The sequence below is a fragment of the Albimonas pacifica genome (assembly GCF_900113695.1).
GTDB lineage: Bacteria > Pseudomonadota > Alphaproteobacteria > Rhodobacterales > Rhodobacteraceae > Albimonas > Albimonas pacifica.
Window position 1 is genome coordinate 136,097 of sequence record NZ_FOQH01000006.1, and the last position, 16,153, is coordinate 152,249.

Here is a 16,153-nt window from a genome sequence, read left to right on the forward strand (position 1 = left end):
TGGAGAGTCTCTCCGCGCCCGAGTTGACGGCTGTCAACCTCGCGCCGAAGCGGCGCCCCGCGACCCGCCGCGAAGACGGCCCCTCCCGGAGGAGACCCCATGCGCCCGCCCGTGCTCGACCTCGCCGACCTCGCCGCCCGGATCCCCGACGGCGCCCTCCTCGCCGTCGCCAAGGAGCCCAACGCCCCGATGGCGCTGGCCCGCGAGCTGATCCGCCGCGGCGCGAAGGACCTGCACCTGGTCACGCTGCCCACCGCCGGCGTCTTCGCCGACGCGCTGATCGGGGGCGGCTGCGTGAAGATCGTCGAGACCTCGGGCGTCAGCCTGGGCGAGTTCGGCCCCGCGCCCTTCTTCGCCGAGGCGGTGAAGTCCGGCGCGGTCGAGATCCGCGACGCCACCTGTCCCGCCGTCTACACCGGCCTGCAGGCGGGCGAGAAGGGCATCCCCTTCATGCCGATCCGGGGCATCATCGGCTCGGACATCCTCGCCAACCGGCCCGACTGGAAGGTGATCGACAACCCATTCGAGGCGGGCGGCGACCCGATCGTGCTGATCCCCGCGATCCGGCCCGACGTCGCGGTGGTCCATGTCTCCGAGGCCGACCGCTTCGGCAACGCCTGGATCGGCGGGCGCCACGAGCTCAAGACCATGGCCCATGCCGCGCACTGCACGCTGGTCACGGCCGAGCGCATCGTAGACCACGACCTGCGCGAGGACGAGGCGAAGGCCGCGAACCTGATCACCCCGATCTACGTCGAGGCGCTGGCCGAGGCGCCCGGCGGCTCCTGGCCGCTGGCCTGCCCGCCGGACTATGCGCTCGACCCCGGCGCGGTGCGCGCCTACGCCTCCGCCGCCCGCCAGTCCGCCCGCTCCGGCGGCGGCGAGGAATGGCTGCGGCTGCTGACCCCCGGCCACGCGGAGGCGGCGGAATGAGCGCGGAGACGAACCCGATGGGCGACGTGAAGCGCGAGGAGCTGCTGATCTCGGTGATCGACGGGTTGCTGGACGGCGCGCGGCACGTCGCCGTCGGCGCGCTGTCGCCGATCCCCGGCGCGGGGGCGCTTCTGGCGGCCCGCCGCTCGGGCGGGCGGGTGACGATCATCGGCTCGGACCTGCCGGCGCACCGGATGGACGGGGGCGTCGAGCTGTTCGACATGGCCGCCCAGGGCCGCGTCGACGGGTTCTTCCTGTCGGGCGGGCAGATCGACGGGCAGGGCAACATCAACCTCACCGGGGCGGGCGACTACCCGCGCGGGGACGTGCGCTGGTCGGGGGCCTTCGGCTCGGCCTTTCTCTATTTCCAGGTCCCGCGGGTGATCCTGTTCCGCGAGGAGCACACCCGCCGGGTCTTCGTGCCGAAGGTCGACTTCATCTCCGCCCCCGGCGCCTCCGAGCCCGGGGTGCATCGGCCGGGCGGGGCGCGGGCGCTGGTGACGGGGCTGTGCGTGATGGACTTCGACCGGGCGCGGGCGCGGTTCACGCTCAGGTCGGTGCATCCCGGCGTCACGGTCGAGGAGGTGCGCGACAACACCGGCTTCGACTTCGACCTGCCGCAGAGCGTGCCGACGACCGAGCTGCCCTCGGCCGAGACCCTGGGCGTGATCCGCTCCGAGATCGCGCAGACCATCGCCAACCCCTACCCGGAGTTCGCCGAGCGGGTCTTCGGCGTCGTCCGCAAGGCCGCCTGAGGCGGTCCGCCGCCCCGGTCCGCCGGGACGGCCCTTCGCAGACCGACAGGGGGGGAGGCCGGATGACCGACCCGTGCGCGCCGCGGCCCGACGCCCCGGGCGAGGCCGGGCTCTGCGGCCGCACGCTCCTGATCTGCGCCGGCGCGATGAAGGCCTCGACGAGCTGGCTCCACGAACGGCTGCGCCGGACGCCGGGCTGCGCGCCCTCGCCCCTCAAGGAGGTGCATTTCTTCGACGCCCGCTTCCCGCGGCTGGCGATCCTGGACGTGGACGGCTATGCGCTGCGCCGGCTCGCCTGGCACATGGGGCAGGAGGGGGATCCGGCCGCCAACCTGCGCGCCCGCCCCGCCTTCCGCGCGAGCGTCGACCGGGTCCGGATGATCTACGACGACGCCGCCTATTTCGACCACTTCGCCTCCCTCGCCGGGCCCGGCACGCGGGTCTTCGCGGACCTGACCCCGGCCTATGCGGTGATCGGGCGGGAGGGCTTCGCCTTCATGCGGCGCAGCTGCGAGGCGCGCGGCCTGGCGCTGAAGATCGTCTTCGTGATGCGCGACCCGGTCGCGCGGCTGTGGTCGCACATGCGCTTCCTGCCCCAGCTCGGCCAGGCGGTCGACCCGCTGACCGACTGGCCGGCGCTGCTGGAGGACCCCGCGGTCATCGCCCGCTCGGACTACCGCGGCACGCTGGAGGACCTCGAGGCGGTCATGGCGCCCGGCACGGTGCTGCCGCTGTTTCACGAGACGCTGGCGGAGACGGGGCTGCCGGCCCTGCGCGCGGCGCTGGGCCTCGCGCCTCCGGCGGAGGAGGGGGACGACGGTCCGGTGAACGTCACCCGCCTGCAGGCCGCGCTGCCCGCGGAGGCGGAGGCGGCGTTCCGCCGGGCGCTCGCCCCGCAATACGCCTGGTGCCGGGAGCGGTTCGGCCCGGCGCTGCCCGCCGCCTGGCGGCGCGTCGGGGCCTGAGCGGGTCCCGCCCCGCCGGTCGGGCGGAGCGGGCGCGAGGCGGGGCCTCAGACCAGGTCGCCGCTTCCATCCGGGAAGGCGTCGCCGAGGTCGAAGCCCGGGTCGTCCGCCGGCTCGTCCTGCGGGCGCACCGTGTCGCGCAGCCGGCCGAGGTTCAGCGTCGAGAGAGCGAGCTGGATCGCATCGTCCACGTCGCCTCCCCTGGCGGCCGTCGCTTTGGCGAGGCTGCCCAGATCCAGACCCCGGACGCCATCTTCAGGCATGTCGCTTCCTCCCAGTTTCCACCCGATACGCTGCGGGCCGCGAAGCATGGCGCCGGCCGCGGACGGGGGTCAATCGAAATGACCTAACGGAAACTTAGCATCCGCCAGGGCGCGCCCCGGGCGGAGGCTCAGGCGGGGACCGCGCCTTCCAGCTCCTCGGCGAAGTGGCAGGCGACCTCGTGGCCGCTGGCCAGCGGGCGCAGGGCGGGCTCCTCGGCTGCGCAGCGCTCGCGGGCGAAGGGGCAGCGGGTGCGGAAGCGGCAGCCCGAGGGCGGGTCGGCGGGGGAGGGGATCTCCCCCTGCAGCTTCCAGGCGCGGCCCCGGTCGTCGGGGTCGAGCGAGGGGATCGCCGACAGCAGCGCCCGCGTGTAGGGGTGCAGCGGCCGGGCGAAGAGGGCGCGGGTCGGCGCCGTCTCGACCAGCCGGCCCAGGTACATCACCGCGACGTGGTCGCAGACATGGGCCACCACCGAGAGGTCGTGGCTGATGAACAGGAAAGTCAGCCCCAGGTCCCGCTGCAGGCCCTTGAGAAGATTGAGGATGTCGGCCTGGATCGAGACGTCCAGCGCCGCCACGCTCTCGTCCGCCACCAGGAAGCGGGGCGTCGGCGCCAGGGCGCGAGCGATGGAGATCCGCTGCCGCTGGCCGCCGGAGAAGGCGTGGGGGAAGCGGCGCAGATGCTCGACGTTCAGGCGGCAGCGGGCGGCGATCTCGCGCACCCGTGCGTCGGTCTCGGCGCGGGATCTGGTGATGCCCATGACCTCGAGGGGCTCGGCGATGATGTCGCGCACGGTCATGCGCGGCGAGAGGGCCGCGTAGGGGTCCTGGAAGATCAGCTGGGCGCGCCTGCGGAAGTCGCGGATCTCGCCCTTGTTCTTCATCGCGCCGACGTCGTGGCGCCCCTCGCCGTCGTCGTATTCGATGCGTCCCTCGGTGATCGGGGCGGCCTTCAGGATCGCCCGGCCCAGCGTGGTCTTGCCCGAGCCGCTCTCGCCCACCAGCCCGAAGAAGCTGCCCCTGGGGATCTCCAGCGACACGCGGTCGACGGCGCGCAGCACCACCGGCTCGCCCAGCAGGCCGCCCTTGAGGGGGTAGTGGACCGAGAGGCCGTCGATCCGGATCAGCGGCCGGTTCATGCCGCGCCCTCCGTCTCGCGCGCGAAGCAGGCGCAGGCGTGGCCGGGGGCGACGGGCGCCATGGCCGGCACGGCGGCGTCGCAGCGGCCGGGGATCTTCTCCGGGCAGCGGGTGTGGAAGACGCAGCCCGCGGGACGCTCCAGCGGGCTGGGGATGTCGCCGGGCACGGGCTTGAGGGGGCTGTCGAGGTCGCTCAGGTCGGGCAGGGCGTTCAGCAGCCCCTGCGTGTAGGGGTGGGCGGCGGTGCGGATCACCTCGCGCACCGGCCCCTGCTCGACCATCTTGCCGAGATACATCACCGCCACCTTGTCGGCGGTCTGGGCGATGACGCCGAGGTCATGGGTGATGAAGATGATCGCCATGCCGAACTCGGCCACGATCTCCTTCATCAGGTCGATCACCTGGGCCTGGATGGTGACGTCGAGGGCGGTGGTGGGCTCGTCGGCGATCAGCAGGCGAGGGCGGGTGGAGAGGGCCATGGCGATCATGGCGCGCTGGCGCATGCCGCCGGACAATTCAAAGGCATACTGGTCGAAGCGGCGGGCGGCGTCGGAGATGCCGGCGCGATCGAGGAACTCGATCGAGGTCTTCTTGGCCTCCGCTTTCGAAACGCGCTTGTGGAGGATCAGCTGCTCGACCATCTGGTCGCCGATGGTGATGGCGGGGGCGAAGCTCGCCATCGGCTCCTGGAAGATCATCGAGACGGCGCCGCCGCGCACGAGGCGGAGGTCCCGGGGGCGTTTCAGCTTCAGCGCGTCGGTCTGGCGGCCGTCGACGTCGAGCAGGATCTGCGAGGTCTCGCCATAGCGGATGCCGCCGAAGTTGAGCTGCATGATCGACTTGGCGGTGACCGACTTGCCCGAGCCGCTCTCGCCCACGAGACCCATGACCTCGCCGGGTTCGAGATCGAAGGAGACCTGGTCGACCGCGGTCACCAGCCCCTCGTCGGTGGCGAAGCGCACCGTCAGGTCGCGGACGGACAGCAGGGTCATTTGCGCTCCGAGTAGGGGTCGGCGGCGTCGCGCAGCCCGTCGCCGACGAAGACGAAGGCCAGCACCAGGCACACGAAGACCGGCACGGGGATGAAGTACCACTGGTAGTTCAGCAGCACGTCGACCTTGGTGGTGTTCTGCAGCATGACGCCGAGCGAGTTCACCGGATCCTTCAGGCCGAGGCCGATGAAGGACAAGGCGGTCTCCGACAGCACCATGTAGGGGAACGAGATCACCAGATCGACGATGATGTAGCTCGCGAAGCTGGGCAGCAGGTGGCGGCGGATGACGTGGCCCGCGGGGGCGCCGCAGAGCTCGGCCGCCAGCACGTAGTCGGCGTTGCGCTCGGCCAGGATATGGGTGCGCACGCGCCGCGCCAGCGTGGGCCAGTTGATCAGGCCGATGATCATCGAGATGAAGAAGAACCGCGTCTCGGCCGACCACTCGTCGGGCACGAAGGCCGCGAGCGCCATGAAGAGGGGGATCGTTGGAACCGTCCGGATCGCGTCGGTGATCATCTGCACGACGGTGTCGTAGGCCCCGCCGAAATAGCCGGCGGTGCCCCCGATCACGAGGGCCAGAACGAAGGAGATCACCACGCCGATGGTCCCCACCGCCAGCGACACGCCGATAGCGTGCAGGGTGCGCGAGAAGATGTCCTTCCCCTGCGCGTCGGTGCCGGCGATGTGGATGAAGCCCTCGCCCTCCAGCCCGAAGAGGTGGGTGTTCATCTCGATCCCGGGGACGAAGATCCGGCCCAGGACGGGGATGGTCCAGTCGATGCGGAACCAGTGGTAGGTCCAGCCTTCCGTGAAGAAGGCGACGTAGTTGCGCTCGTCCGTCTCCCGCGTCACCCAGCGGAAGTTGGTGTCGGCGCCGCGGTAGCGCTCGACCCCCTTGATGAAGGGCACGACGGAGCAGCCGCGGTCGTCGCAGAACTGCGGCAGCTGCGGGGCGCCGTTGGTGTAGTCGGGATTGCGGCCCGCTGACGTGGGATCGTAGGGCGACAGGAAATCCGCGAACACCCCGCACAGCACGAACAGAAGCAGGATCGCGGCGGCGACCATCGAGGAGCGCTTTCGCTTGAACCGCGCCCAGATCAGCTGGCTCTGGGAGGCGGTGAAATAGTCCTCCTTCGACTGGGCCGCGCCGCGGCCGAAGACCCGGGCGATCATTTGAACAGCCCCTTGCGCACGCGCGGGTCGATCACCGCGAGGAGAATGTCGGTCAGGAAGTTCAGTCCCACGATGGAGGCGGTCAGCATGAAGATGATCGCGCCGGCGAGCTCCTGGTCGTTGGAGCGGGCGAGCGCGTCGAACAGCAGCTTTCCCGCGTCGGTCAGGATCAGCACCACCGCGACGATGGGCAGCTCGTTGAACACCCGGTTGAGGTCGAAGCCCACGGAATTGACCAGCGGCCCCAGCGCATGGCGCGCCGGATAGCGCCACAGCAGCCGCCGGCCGGCGACGCCGCGGGCCATGGCGGCGGTGACGTAGAGCTTGTCGAGCTCGTCCGAGACCAGCGCCCGCACGGTCTGCAGCGCGAAGGCGGTCGCGGACCAGCCCAGGATCACGATGGGAACCCAGGCGTGGCTCAGCATGTCCACGAACTTGTCCCAGGACCACGGCGCCTCGCGGAACTCGGCGGAGAAGAGGCCGGTGAGGTCGGTCTTCCAGAACACCGTGGCCGAGAGCAGGATCATCAGCGCCAGCAGGAAGTTCGGCAGCGCGAGACCGAGGTAGGAGGCGAACCGCAGGATCGAATCCGCCCACCCGCCGCGGACGCGGGCCGAGAGGATGCCCACCGGCACCGCGATCAGGTAGGCCAGCGCCAGCGCGCCCAGGCAGATCGCGAGCGAGAGCCAGAACTTGTCGCCCACGATGGTGGCGACGTCGGCGCGGATCAGGCAGGAGGTGCCGAAATCGCCCTCCGCGAACACCCCCCAGACCCAGCCGGCCCAGCGCTCGACGAACGGGCGGTCGAGGCCCATGGTGACCTCCATCGCGCGGATGTCGGCCTCGGTGATCGTCTGCCCCTGGGTGTTCTTGTAGGCGATGTAGCGCTCGGCGCAGTTCCCCGGCACCAGCTCCATCAGCGAGAACACGATGAAGGAGATCATCAGCAGCGTGGCCAGCGAGCTGACCAGGCGCACGGCGATGAAGCGGAGGAAAGCCATGCGGGGCGGAGGCTCCTGGCGCTCAGGCGCGGCGGGGCCGCGCGGGCTGGGACATGGCGCGGCGGGGCCGCGCGGGCTGGGACATGGCGCGGCGGGGCCGCGCGGGCTGGGACGTGGCGCGGCGGGGCCGCGCGGGCTGGGATCGGGAAAGGGGGCGCGCGGCCGGGTGGAGCCGGCCGCGCGCGGGTCTCACGCCTGCGGCGTCAGTCCGCCAGCGACCACTGCTGCGGGCGGTAGGGGTAGACGCGGTAGTACTCGTAGGACCAGGTCTTGGGCGTCTCCCAGTTCTCCAGCTTGGCGGAGTGGTAGATCGGGTTCGGCGCCTCGACGAGGCCGATGAAGATGAACTGGTCGAGCTGCGCCTCGATCAGCTTCGCGCCGATCTCGTCGGACTCGGGCGTGCCGGGCAGGTGCTGCTGCCAGGACAGGACCAGGTCCTTCCACTCGCCGACCCAGGCGGGGGGCTCGACGCCCTCCTTGCCGTCGGTGTCGATGTACTGGGCCCACAGCATCCCGTTGCGCAGGAAGAAGTAGCTGCCGAAGGGCGCGATGAAGGGCTGCGGGTCGCCCAGGATCACCGGGATCGGGGCGCCGTGCAGCCAGACGTGAACCGAAAGCTCGTTGGCCGACTGGGCGGCGCGGTACTCGTCGGGCGTCACCTCCTTGATGGTGGCGTTCACGCCCACGTCCTTCCAGTGCTGGGCCACCAGCTCGATCACCGCCGTCGCCACGCCCTGGGTGGCGAACTGGATGTTGAGCGTGAGGGGCGAGCCGTCGGGCAGGTCGCGCCAGCCGTCGCCGTCCTTGTCGACCACCCCCAGCCCGTCGAGCTTGGCCTTCGCGCCGTCGGGGTCGTATTCGGTCGCGAAGCTCGCCTGCGCCTCCGTCGCGAACGACGGGGTGGGGGCGAAGGTCAGCATCTGCTTGGGCGTGCCGAGGTCGAAATAGGCGACCGAGTTGATCTCGTCTCGGTTGATCGCCGTGGACATCGCCAGGCGCCAGTCCTTCTCGCCGAACAGCGCCCGCTTGCCCTCGTCCGCGTCGGTGAGGTTGAAGGTGATGGTCGGCGAGGCGATCTGCGGGCGCAGGTCGACGACGTAGCCGCCGGCCTCCTGCCCATCCAGCAGCGTGGGCGCGTCGGGCAGGGTGATCGACTGGGATTTGTAGTCGATCTCCCCGTTGACCATCTTGAGGATGCGCACCTCGTTCTCGTTGACGTAGAGCTCGGCCATCTCGTTGAAGTAGGGGAGCTGGTTGCCGGCCGTGTCCACCATGTGGAAGTAGGGGTTGGCGACGACGCGCCGCCCCTCGGTGGTGTCCTCGACGGTGATGTGGCTCTCGAGCGTCGGGGCCACCGCCGCGGGCAGGGAGGGGATCTTCGCCGGGTCCTTGAGATACGGCGAGGGCACGTCCTTCCAGTCGGAGGCGCCGTAGTAGAAGTTGATCAGCTCATAGCCGTTCTCGAAGCCGAGCGCCCTGGCTTTCTCGTCCGCGTCGGGCGAGACGTCGGGGTGGAAGGGGCCGAAGAAGTGCTTGGGCAGGAACGGCTGGGCGAAGTCGGTGGCGAAACTCGCCAGCAGGCCGGGCTTGGGCGCGGCCATCGAGAACTTCACCGTCGTCTCGTCCACGACCTCGACCGTGAAGGGCTCGCCGCCGGCGAACCACAGGTCGCGCGGCTTCTCCACCAGGTTCTGGTTCATGGTGACGTCGTTGTACCAGAACGCCACGTCTTCGGCCGTGAACGGGGCGCCGTCGGACCACTTGTGGCCGCGGCGCAGGACGAAGGTCAGCTCGGTGAAGTCCTCGTTCCACGCCCAGGACTTGGCGACGTTGGGCACGATCGTCTGCAGGTCGTCCGAGAAGCGCACCAGGTTCACGTGGCGCACCGACAGCAGGTCCGAGGTCCCCGCCTCGGTCGCGTTCGAGAGCCCGTCGAGCACGCCGCCGTAGACGCCGATCCTGGTGTAGGGGGCGACGACGAGGGGCTCCTCGGGCAGGCGCTCGGCCACCGGGGGCAGCTCGGCGGGGTTGCCGGTGATGCGGGCGTTCAGCGCCCCGATCTCCGGGTTCTCCTGGAAGGTCAGCGCGCAGGAGGCCAGCTCCTGGAACTCGGCCAGGTCGTACTGCTGCGGGTAGGCGCCGGGCGCCACGCCCATCGGGTCGGCGACGGTGACGGTCGGGCACTCCTGCGCGGCGGCGGCGGTCGCGAATACGGTCGCGACGGCGCAGAGCGAAGCGCTCGCGAGCAACTGGCGTTTCATGCGGTCCTCTTGATGTCCTGGAGTGAGCTGCGGAACTCGGGGCTGATAGGCGGCCTGGGAGGGGGGCTGCATGGCGTCTCGCCGCCGCCGGACGACGGGGCGGGAACAGGCTGCGACTCGCCTTACGCGCCTGTCAAGCGAAGCGGACCGGGGCGCCTTTCATTCGCGCGCCAACGAAGACGGGCGCCTTTTCGACAGGCGCGCCTGCGCAAACCGCAGGCGATTTGCGTTCATCTCGTCGCGAAACGTTGGGGAAGGGCGCCCGGCGCGGCCCGCGGAGGGGGCGGCGGGCGGGTCTCCGCCGACGGGGGGCCGCCGGCGGAGACCTCGGCTCAGCCGCCGATCTCGACGGCGAAGTTGCGCACGCCGCCGCGGCGGGCGAAGCGCTCGCGCAGGGCGGCCTCGTCGAGCGGGCCGCCCCCCTCGCCCGAGACCGAGACCGGCGCGTCGCCGAAACAGGCCAGCAGGTCGCGCGTCGCCTCGAAGGCGCGGCGGGAGGCGAACAGCGTCCACGAGCGGCGCAGCTTCTTGGTCAGCAGCCGCGGGTGCAGCGACAGGTGCAGGGCCGCCCCCTCGGGCCGTCCGCCGAGGCGGGCGCGCAGGCGGGCGAGCTCCGGGCCCAGCGCATATTCGTGGCCCTCGATGTCGACCTTCATCAGCGCCGCGCCCTCGCCCGCGCGGTCGGCGACCTCCTCGACCGTGACGGTGGGCACGTGCACTGGCTCGCCCCGGTGCACGCCGAGCGCCGAGGTCATCGAGCCGCCCAGGCCCCGCCGCCCGCCGAACAGGGTCAGCCCGCCGCCGTCCGCGTGCAGCGCGGCCGGGATCACCTCGGCGCGCAGGCCGTTGAGGGCGAGGTTCTCCTCCAGCGCCGCGCGGGCCACGGGGTCGGGCTCCAGCGCCAGCACCCGCGCCCCGCGGGAGGCGGCGAGCAGGCTGACCGGGCCGATCCAGGCGCCGATGTCGACGAAGACCACGCCCCGGGCGGCGCGGGCGGCGACGAAGTCGAGCGTCTCGTCCTCCCAGCCCACATGCGCCTCGCCCTGCGCGAAGGGGGCCCAGAAGGCGCGCTCGATCTCGCTGCGCGCCTGAACCCGCAGGCGCTTTCCCTTCAGCATGACCTCGAGGGTCGTGGGCATCGGCTGATCCTCCCCGGTCCCGCCGCCGGCGGCCTGCGCGCGGACCCGCCCCCGAAGGGGGCAGGTCGACGCGGCCACTGGCGCGCGTCCTACCTCAGCCCTACAATCGGGGCAACTCGGCGGCGCAGGGGCGCCGCCGGTCCCGCCGTCCCCCGGGACCCGCGGGCGGAAGGGAGGCGCGATGCCCACGCGCGCGCGGCCATGCTGATCCGAAGCCTGTCGGGGCGGCTGCTGCTGCTGACCGCGGCCTTCGTGATGCTGATCGAGGCGCTGTTCTTCGCGCCCTCGGTGGTCTCGTTCCGCGAGAACTACCTGCGCGAGCGGCTGGACCGCGCCCAGATCGCCTCGCTGGCGCTGCTGGCCACCCCCGACGACATGGTCACCCCGGACCTGGAGCAGGAGCTGCTGAAGACCGCCGAGGTGCTCAACATCGTGCTCCAGCGCGACGAGGCGCGGGTGCTGATCCTCGCCCAGCCCGCGCCGCGCCCGATCGACGCCACCTACGACCTGCGCACCGAGAACGCCTTCGCCCAGTGGCGCCACGCCGGGCGGGTGCTGGCGATGGGCGGGGACCGGGTGATCCGGGTGATCGGGATGCCGGTGAACGGCGGCGGCGACGCCATCGAGGCGACGCTGGAGGAGGCGCGCCTGCGCGAGGCGATGATCGCCTACGCCCTGCGGATCCTCGCGATGTCCGCGGTCATCGCGCTGCTGACCGGCCTGCTGATCTGGATGGCCCTGCGCCGCTTCCTGGTGCGCCCGATGACCCGGGTGATCGAGAACATGCGCCGCTTCGCCGAGGACCCCGAGGACCCAGACCGGGTGATCCGCCCCGGCTCCGGCATCGCCGAGATCGCCGAGGCCGAGAAGTCGCTCGCCGGGCTCGAGACCGAGCTGCGCTCGGCGCTCCGCCAGAAGGCGCGGCTGGCGGCGATGGGGGAGGGGCTGGCCAAGGTCTCCCACGACCTGCGCAACCTGCTGACCACGGCGCAGCTGCTGGCCGACCGGCTGGAGGGGTCGGCCGATCCGCGGGTGGCGCGGGTGGGGCCGAAGATCATCCGCTCGCTGGACCGGGCGGCGGCGCTCTGCGCCTCGACGCTGGATTTCGGCAAGACCGAGGAGCCCGCGCCGGTGATCCGCACCGTGGCGCTGAGGGCGCTGGCCGAGGAGGTGGGCGACGTGGTCTTCCCCGACCGCAACGTCGCCGAGCCCGCCGCGGGCGGCGTGCGCTTCGTCAACGCCGCGCCCGAGGGGCTGACCGCGCCGGCCGATCCCGACCAACTCCACCGGGTGCTGGTCAACCTCGCGCGCAACGCCCGCCAGGCGATGGAGAACGCCGGCCGCTCGGGCGAGGTGCGGATCTCTGCCGCGCGGTCGGGCGAGACGGTGGTGATCGAGGTCTCCGACCAGGGGCCCGGCCTGCCCGAGCAGGCGCGCGCGAACCTCTTCACCCCCTTCAAGGGCGGCGCCACGCGCGGCGGCGCGGGGCTCGGCCTCGCCATCGCCGCCGAGCTAGCCCGCGCCCATGGCGGGCGGGTGGAGCTCGCGGCCTCCACCACCGAGGGCGCGTCCTTCCGGGTCACTCTCCCCGCCGGCCCCCGCCTCGCCCCCGGCGGCCGCCCCGACCGCCGCTCCGCCGCCTGAGAGCGGCGTCGGGGGAGCGGGCGAGCCCACGTCGGCCTACCCCTCCGCCCGATCCTTCCCGCCCGCCGTCCTGTGTCTGCAGGGCGCGGATGACGGCGACGGCGCATGGGCCTCGCTGCTCGCAAATCGACCCCGCCGCCCTCCGGCGAGCCGCCGAGCCGAGCGCCGTCTGATCCTTCGCCCTCCGCCCGCCGCCTCTCGCCTGCCCAACACGCAGCAGCGCCCCGGGCTTGACCCGGGGCCTCCTTCCCGCCGTCGCCGGAGAACCTGCTCTGGGGGCGCCCTGCACCCGCTCGCCAGCGGTGCGACGCAGCCAAGCCCGCCCGCAGGGCGCCTGTAGACCGCTAGTAGAGAAGCGCGGACTCCCGGGCCCATAGGCGCCCTGCGGGCGGGCTTGGGCTCGTGGGCGGGCGGCGCGCCCGGAGGTCGGGTCGTCCAGTGAGAGGGCAGGTCTCCCGGCCGAACGCCTTCCCCTCGCCCGCCCGCCGCGCCTATGGTCGCCGCGACCCTTCCCGGCCTCCGGAGTCCCGATGTCCGCTTCCATCCGCCCCGGCCCCCGCAACCTGCTGACCGACGTCGCCGGCCTGCGGGTGGGCCACGCCCGCCACGCCACGCTCGCGACCGGCGTCACCGTGATCCTCGCCCCCGGCCGCGTCCCCGCCGCCGCCGACGTCCGCGGCGGCGGCCCCGGCACCCGCGAGATCGAGGCCCTCTCGCCCGAGAACCTCGTCGGCGGGCTGCACGCGCTGGTCCTCTCCGGCGGCTCGGCGCTGGGGCTCGGCGCGGGCGATGCGGTCGCCGCCGCCCTTTCCGCCCGGGGCGAGGGCCTGCCCATGGCGCCCGGCCTGCCGTCGGTGCCCATCGTGCCCTCGGCGATCCTCTTCGACCTCGCCCCCGGCTTCGCCGAGACCTTCGCGGCGGAGGGCGGCCCGCCCCACCCCCGCCTCGCCCGCCAGGCGCTCGAGGCCGCGCGCGCCGAGTTCGAGATCGGCTCCGTCGGCGCGGGGACCGGCGCCAACGCAGGGCGCATCAAGGGGGGCCTCGGCTCCGCCTCGGCGGTGCTGCCGGGGCTGGGCGAGGGCGGGCGGGACGTGACCGTCTCGGCGCTGGTGGCGGCGAACCCGGTGGGCTCGGTCCTGATGCCCGGCTCCCGCGCCTTCTGGGCCTGGCCCTTCGAGATGCAGGGCCCCGACGGCGCCTGGGAGTTCGGGGGCGAGCGGCCCGACCCCGCCGCTCCGCGCCCCCTCGATCCGCTGCCCGGGGAGGGCCGGCTCGCCTTCGCCCCGGCGGACGCGCCCGCGGCCGAGCCCGGCCGGGCCACCGCCATCGGTCTCGCGGCCACCGACCTCGCCCTGACCCCGGCGGAGTGCCGCCGGCTGGCGATGATGGCGCAGGACGGGCTGGCCCGCGCGATCCGCCCCTCTCACACGCCGATGGACGGGGACACGATCTTCGCCCTCTCGACCGAGCGGGTCTGCGCCGGTTCGGGCCGCGAGCGCGCCCTGCGCCTCGCCGCGGTGGGCTCGGCGGCGGCCGACTGCGTGGCCCGCTCCGTCGCCCGGGCGGTCCACGCGGCCGTGGCGGTCCCGGGCGGCCGCCCGGCCTGGCGGGACCTCGGCTGAGCCTCGCTCCGGCGGGCGCCCGCGCCTTGCCGCGCCTGCGCTCCGGGGCCCTCGCTGGGGGCGTCCCGAACTTTCTTGCGCGACGTTGCGTCGGGAGTGCGAAACCCCTCTTGCACTCCCCCCGCCCCCCCGTTAGAAGCCCCGCAGCGCCGCGGGAACGACCGCAGCGCCCTGCACCGGTAGCTCAGCTGGATAGAGCACCAGACTACGAATCTGGGGGTCGGGGGTTCGAATCCTCCCCGGTGCGCCAATACATTAGCCAAGTTTCGAGCCCGCTGTTTCAATTCGGCGCTTGTGGCTCGTCGCGATTCCGGTTCCCGATTCGGGCTCGCCGGGGGCTGTCTTCCCCTGCTCCTGCTGCATCGTCAGTCCACGCAACGCCGCGGCGGATCAGCTCGAGACGACGGATCCGTTGGGCGTCCCAGGGAAAGGCCCGCGCGCGTGAGGCCCGGGATGCCGTCACGCATCCGTAGCGGCCTGCGGTCGCGCCGGGGCTGCCTGCCGGCTGCGACGCGTCGCGCGGGGCTTGGGCGTCGGATGCGCGATCTCGGGCATCGTCCACCTCTAGAAGACGAAGCAGGAGGCGTCCAACTCGCTCGCGTCGATGTTCATGAGGACCAGGATGTCGCTGCTCGATCCATAGGTGACGTAGGTCCGATCGCCGCGCTGCGAGATGTCGAGCTCGCCGAACCGCTGGGCGCCGCTCTCGATGCGGAACAGGTCCCGACGGACGTCGAATCCGAGGATGACGTCGATCCCGCATCCGAGCGCGCCGACCAGCACGTCGGACCCTCGGCCCCCCGAGGCGGAGTCGTCGCCGGCCCCCAGAAAGAGCACGTCGTTGCCCCGGCCGCCGAAGAGCCGGTCCGATCCATCGCCCCCGGAGATCCGGTCGGCGCCGGCGTCGCCCCTGATGACGTCGTCCCCGGCGTCGCCCCGCAGCAGGTCGTCGCCGCCGCCGCCGCGGAACAGGTCGCCGCCCGTCCCGCCTTCGAGCAAGTCCCGGCCCGCCTGGCCCAACAGCCGGTCCGATCCCTCGCCGCCGAAGAGCTCGTCGTCGCCGGAGCTTCCGAGCAACGCGTCGTCGTCCGCGCCGCCGAACAGCGCGTCGCGCCCGTCGCCGCCGACCAGGCGATCGTCGCCGTCGTCGCCATGCAGCGCGTCGTGGCCCTCGCCGCCCAGCAGCCGGTCGTCGTCGACGCCGCCATGGACGAGGTCGGCGCCGTTGCCCGCTCGAACCACGTCGTCGCCGGAGCCGCCGTCGAGGCTGTCCGCGCCGCCGCGGCCCTCTAGGAGGTCCGAATCCAGCCAGCCGGACAGCGCGTCCGCGCCGCGGGAGCCGATCAGCCGGTCGTCTCCCTGGCCGCCGTCGACCCACAGGTGGTCGTCGGGGCGCCGCTGCGCCCGGTAGACGTCGTCGCCGCCCCCCAGGTCCAGGAGCAGCGTGTCGGCGGAATCGGTACGGACGAAACGGGGGCCGATCACGCGCGACGCCGCGCCGTCGAGCTTGATGGCCGGCGTGCGGCCGTCATCGAGGAACACCAGCTCGACCCCCTCGAGGCGTGCGTCGATCGAGATGCGGGGGCGGTCGACGGTCGCCTCGAGCAGCTTGAAGGCGGACTGGGCCGTGAGCCGCTCGACGCCTTTCAGGACCGCGATGGCCGGGGCCAGGCCCGAGGGGCGGATTTCGTCGAACCCCCGCCCGCCGTAGAAGGTCGACACGGTTCCCTGCGCGACGTCGTCTCCGCCGCCGCCGTAGGCCTCCTCGACCGACCGGAAGAGATCGTCGCCCCGCCCGCCGACGGCGTGGTCCACGTTGATCAGGGTGTCGTTCCCGTCGCCGCCGTAGAGGGTGTTGTCGCCGTAGAACACGATGGCGTCGTCACCGTCGCCGGCATGGATCGTGTTGCCGGTGACCTCCGCCGAATAGTAATCGATCTCCAGCGGCAGATCGTCGGGGAGAAACACGGTCGAATTCGTCAGGGCGACGGTCAGCTGCCCGGCATTCTCGAAGCCCACGCCGCGGAAATCCTGGAGCACGCCGTCCCCTGAGAGGATGAAGCCGGCGTAGACGGTCGAGAACCCCTCGGGGCTCGTCGGGGGGATGCCCTCGGGCGGGAGGACGGCGACGTATGCGCTGCCTGCCGGCGGGCTCTGGTCGCCGTCGATCACCGCGCCGTAGTGCGGTCGGGCGTAATAGCGCCCGCCAGGTCCGAAGTAGACGACGTCGATCTCGTACACAGGCACGGGCTTTCCAATCGCGTTGC

Annotated in this window: 13 protein-coding genes and 1 tRNA gene; 6 read left to right on the top strand and 8 right to left on the bottom strand. The window is 72.5% G+C overall.

Translation table 11 applies throughout. From position 1 onward, the window contains the following. Positions 1 to 99 precede the first annotated feature (99 nt). The 3 genes from BM064_RS14420 (at position 100) to BM064_RS14430 (ending at position 2,653) form a co-directional block, all read left to right on the top strand. The gene (locus BM064_RS14420; RefSeq protein ID WP_092860498.1) at positions 100 to 933 is read left to right on the top strand and encodes a CoA transferase subunit A; all 834 of its coding nucleotides are present in this window, start codon (positions 100 to 102) and stop codon (positions 931 to 933) included. Beyond that, positions 930 to 1,688, top strand: coding sequence for a CoA-transferase (locus BM064_RS14425; RefSeq protein ID WP_245779168.1), 759 nt, complete (start codon positions 930 to 932; stop codon positions 1,686 to 1,688). The genes BM064_RS14420 and BM064_RS14425 overlap by 4 nt, the downstream gene beginning before the upstream one ends. Positions 1,689 to 1,750: 62 nt before the next feature. Next, positions 1,751 to 2,653 carry a hypothetical protein gene (locus BM064_RS14430; RefSeq protein ID WP_092860499.1) on the top strand — a complete coding sequence of 301 codons (903 nt, stop codon included), beginning with the start codon at positions 1,751 to 1,753 and terminating at the stop codon, positions 2,651 to 2,653. A gap of 47 nt (positions 2,654 to 2,700) precedes the next feature. Here BM064_RS14430 and BM064_RS26915 read toward each other — a convergent pair whose 3' ends face one another. From BM064_RS26915 to BM064_RS14460, 7 genes are all read right to left on the bottom strand, one after another. After that, complete coding sequence (locus tag BM064_RS26915) at positions 2,701 to 2,916, bottom strand: hypothetical protein (RefSeq protein ID WP_143103337.1); 216 nt, start codon at positions 2,914 to 2,916, stop codon at positions 2,701 to 2,703. A 128-nt stretch (positions 2,917 to 3,044) separates the two neighbouring features. Next, positions 3,045 to 4,052: an ABC transporter ATP-binding protein gene (locus BM064_RS14435; protein ID WP_092860500.1), complete on the bottom strand. Its 1,008-nt coding sequence runs from the start codon at positions 4,050 to 4,052 to the stop codon at positions 3,045 to 3,047. Then, the gene (locus BM064_RS14440) at positions 4,049 to 5,044 is read right to left on the bottom strand and encodes an ABC transporter ATP-binding protein (RefSeq protein WP_177236268.1); all 996 of its coding nucleotides are present in this window, start codon (positions 5,042 to 5,044) and stop codon (positions 4,049 to 4,051) included. Before BM064_RS14440 ends, BM064_RS14435 begins: the two co-directional genes overlap by 4 nt. Continuing rightward, entirely contained in the window at positions 5,041 to 6,219 is a 1,179-nt protein-coding gene (locus tag BM064_RS14445) for an ABC transporter permease (protein ID WP_092860501.1), read from the bottom strand. The genes BM064_RS14440 and BM064_RS14445 overlap by 4 nt, the downstream gene beginning before the upstream one ends. Further along, complete coding sequence (locus tag BM064_RS14450; protein WP_092860502.1) at positions 6,216 to 7,220, bottom strand: ABC transporter permease; 1,005 nt, start codon at positions 7,218 to 7,220, stop codon at positions 6,216 to 6,218. The genes BM064_RS14445 and BM064_RS14450 overlap by 4 nt, the downstream gene beginning before the upstream one ends. 203 nt (positions 7,221 to 7,423) lie before the next feature. Beyond that, a complete protein-coding gene (locus BM064_RS14455; protein WP_092860503.1) occupies positions 7,424 to 9,481 on the bottom strand; it encodes an ABC transporter substrate-binding protein in 2,058 nt (685 codons plus the stop codon). Positions 9,482 to 9,813: 332 nt separating this feature from the next. Continuing rightward, positions 9,814 to 10,620, bottom strand: a complete 807-nt coding sequence (locus BM064_RS14460) for an FkbM family methyltransferase (RefSeq protein WP_092860504.1) — start codon at positions 10,618 to 10,620, stop codon at positions 9,814 to 9,816. A 201-nt stretch (positions 10,621 to 10,821) separates the two neighbouring features. Between BM064_RS14460 and BM064_RS14465 the strand changes: the two genes are divergently transcribed. The 3 genes from BM064_RS14465 to BM064_RS14475 all read left to right on the top strand — a co-directional run bounded on the left by BM064_RS14465 (position 10,822) and on the right by BM064_RS14475 (position 14,136). Next, positions 10,822 to 12,264 carry a sensor histidine kinase gene (locus tag BM064_RS14465; RefSeq protein WP_342741370.1) on the top strand — a complete coding sequence of 481 codons (1,443 nt, stop codon included), beginning with the start codon at positions 10,822 to 10,824 and terminating at the stop codon, positions 12,262 to 12,264. Positions 12,265 to 12,794: 530 nt separating this feature from the next. Then, positions 12,795 to 13,886, top strand: coding sequence for a P1 family peptidase (locus BM064_RS14470; RefSeq protein WP_092860505.1), 1,092 nt, complete (start codon positions 12,795 to 12,797; stop codon positions 13,884 to 13,886). A gap of 173 nt (positions 13,887 to 14,059) precedes the next feature. After that, positions 14,060 to 14,136 (top strand) — tRNA-Arg (locus BM064_RS14475). Between the two features lie 314 nt (positions 14,137 to 14,450). Here the strand turns inward: BM064_RS14475 and BM064_RS28365 are convergent. Further along, positions 14,451 to 16,133, bottom strand: coding sequence for a calcium-binding protein (locus BM064_RS28365; RefSeq protein ID WP_143103338.1), 1,683 nt, complete (start codon positions 16,131 to 16,133; stop codon positions 14,451 to 14,453). Between the last annotated feature and the right edge of the window lie 20 nt (positions 16,134 to 16,153).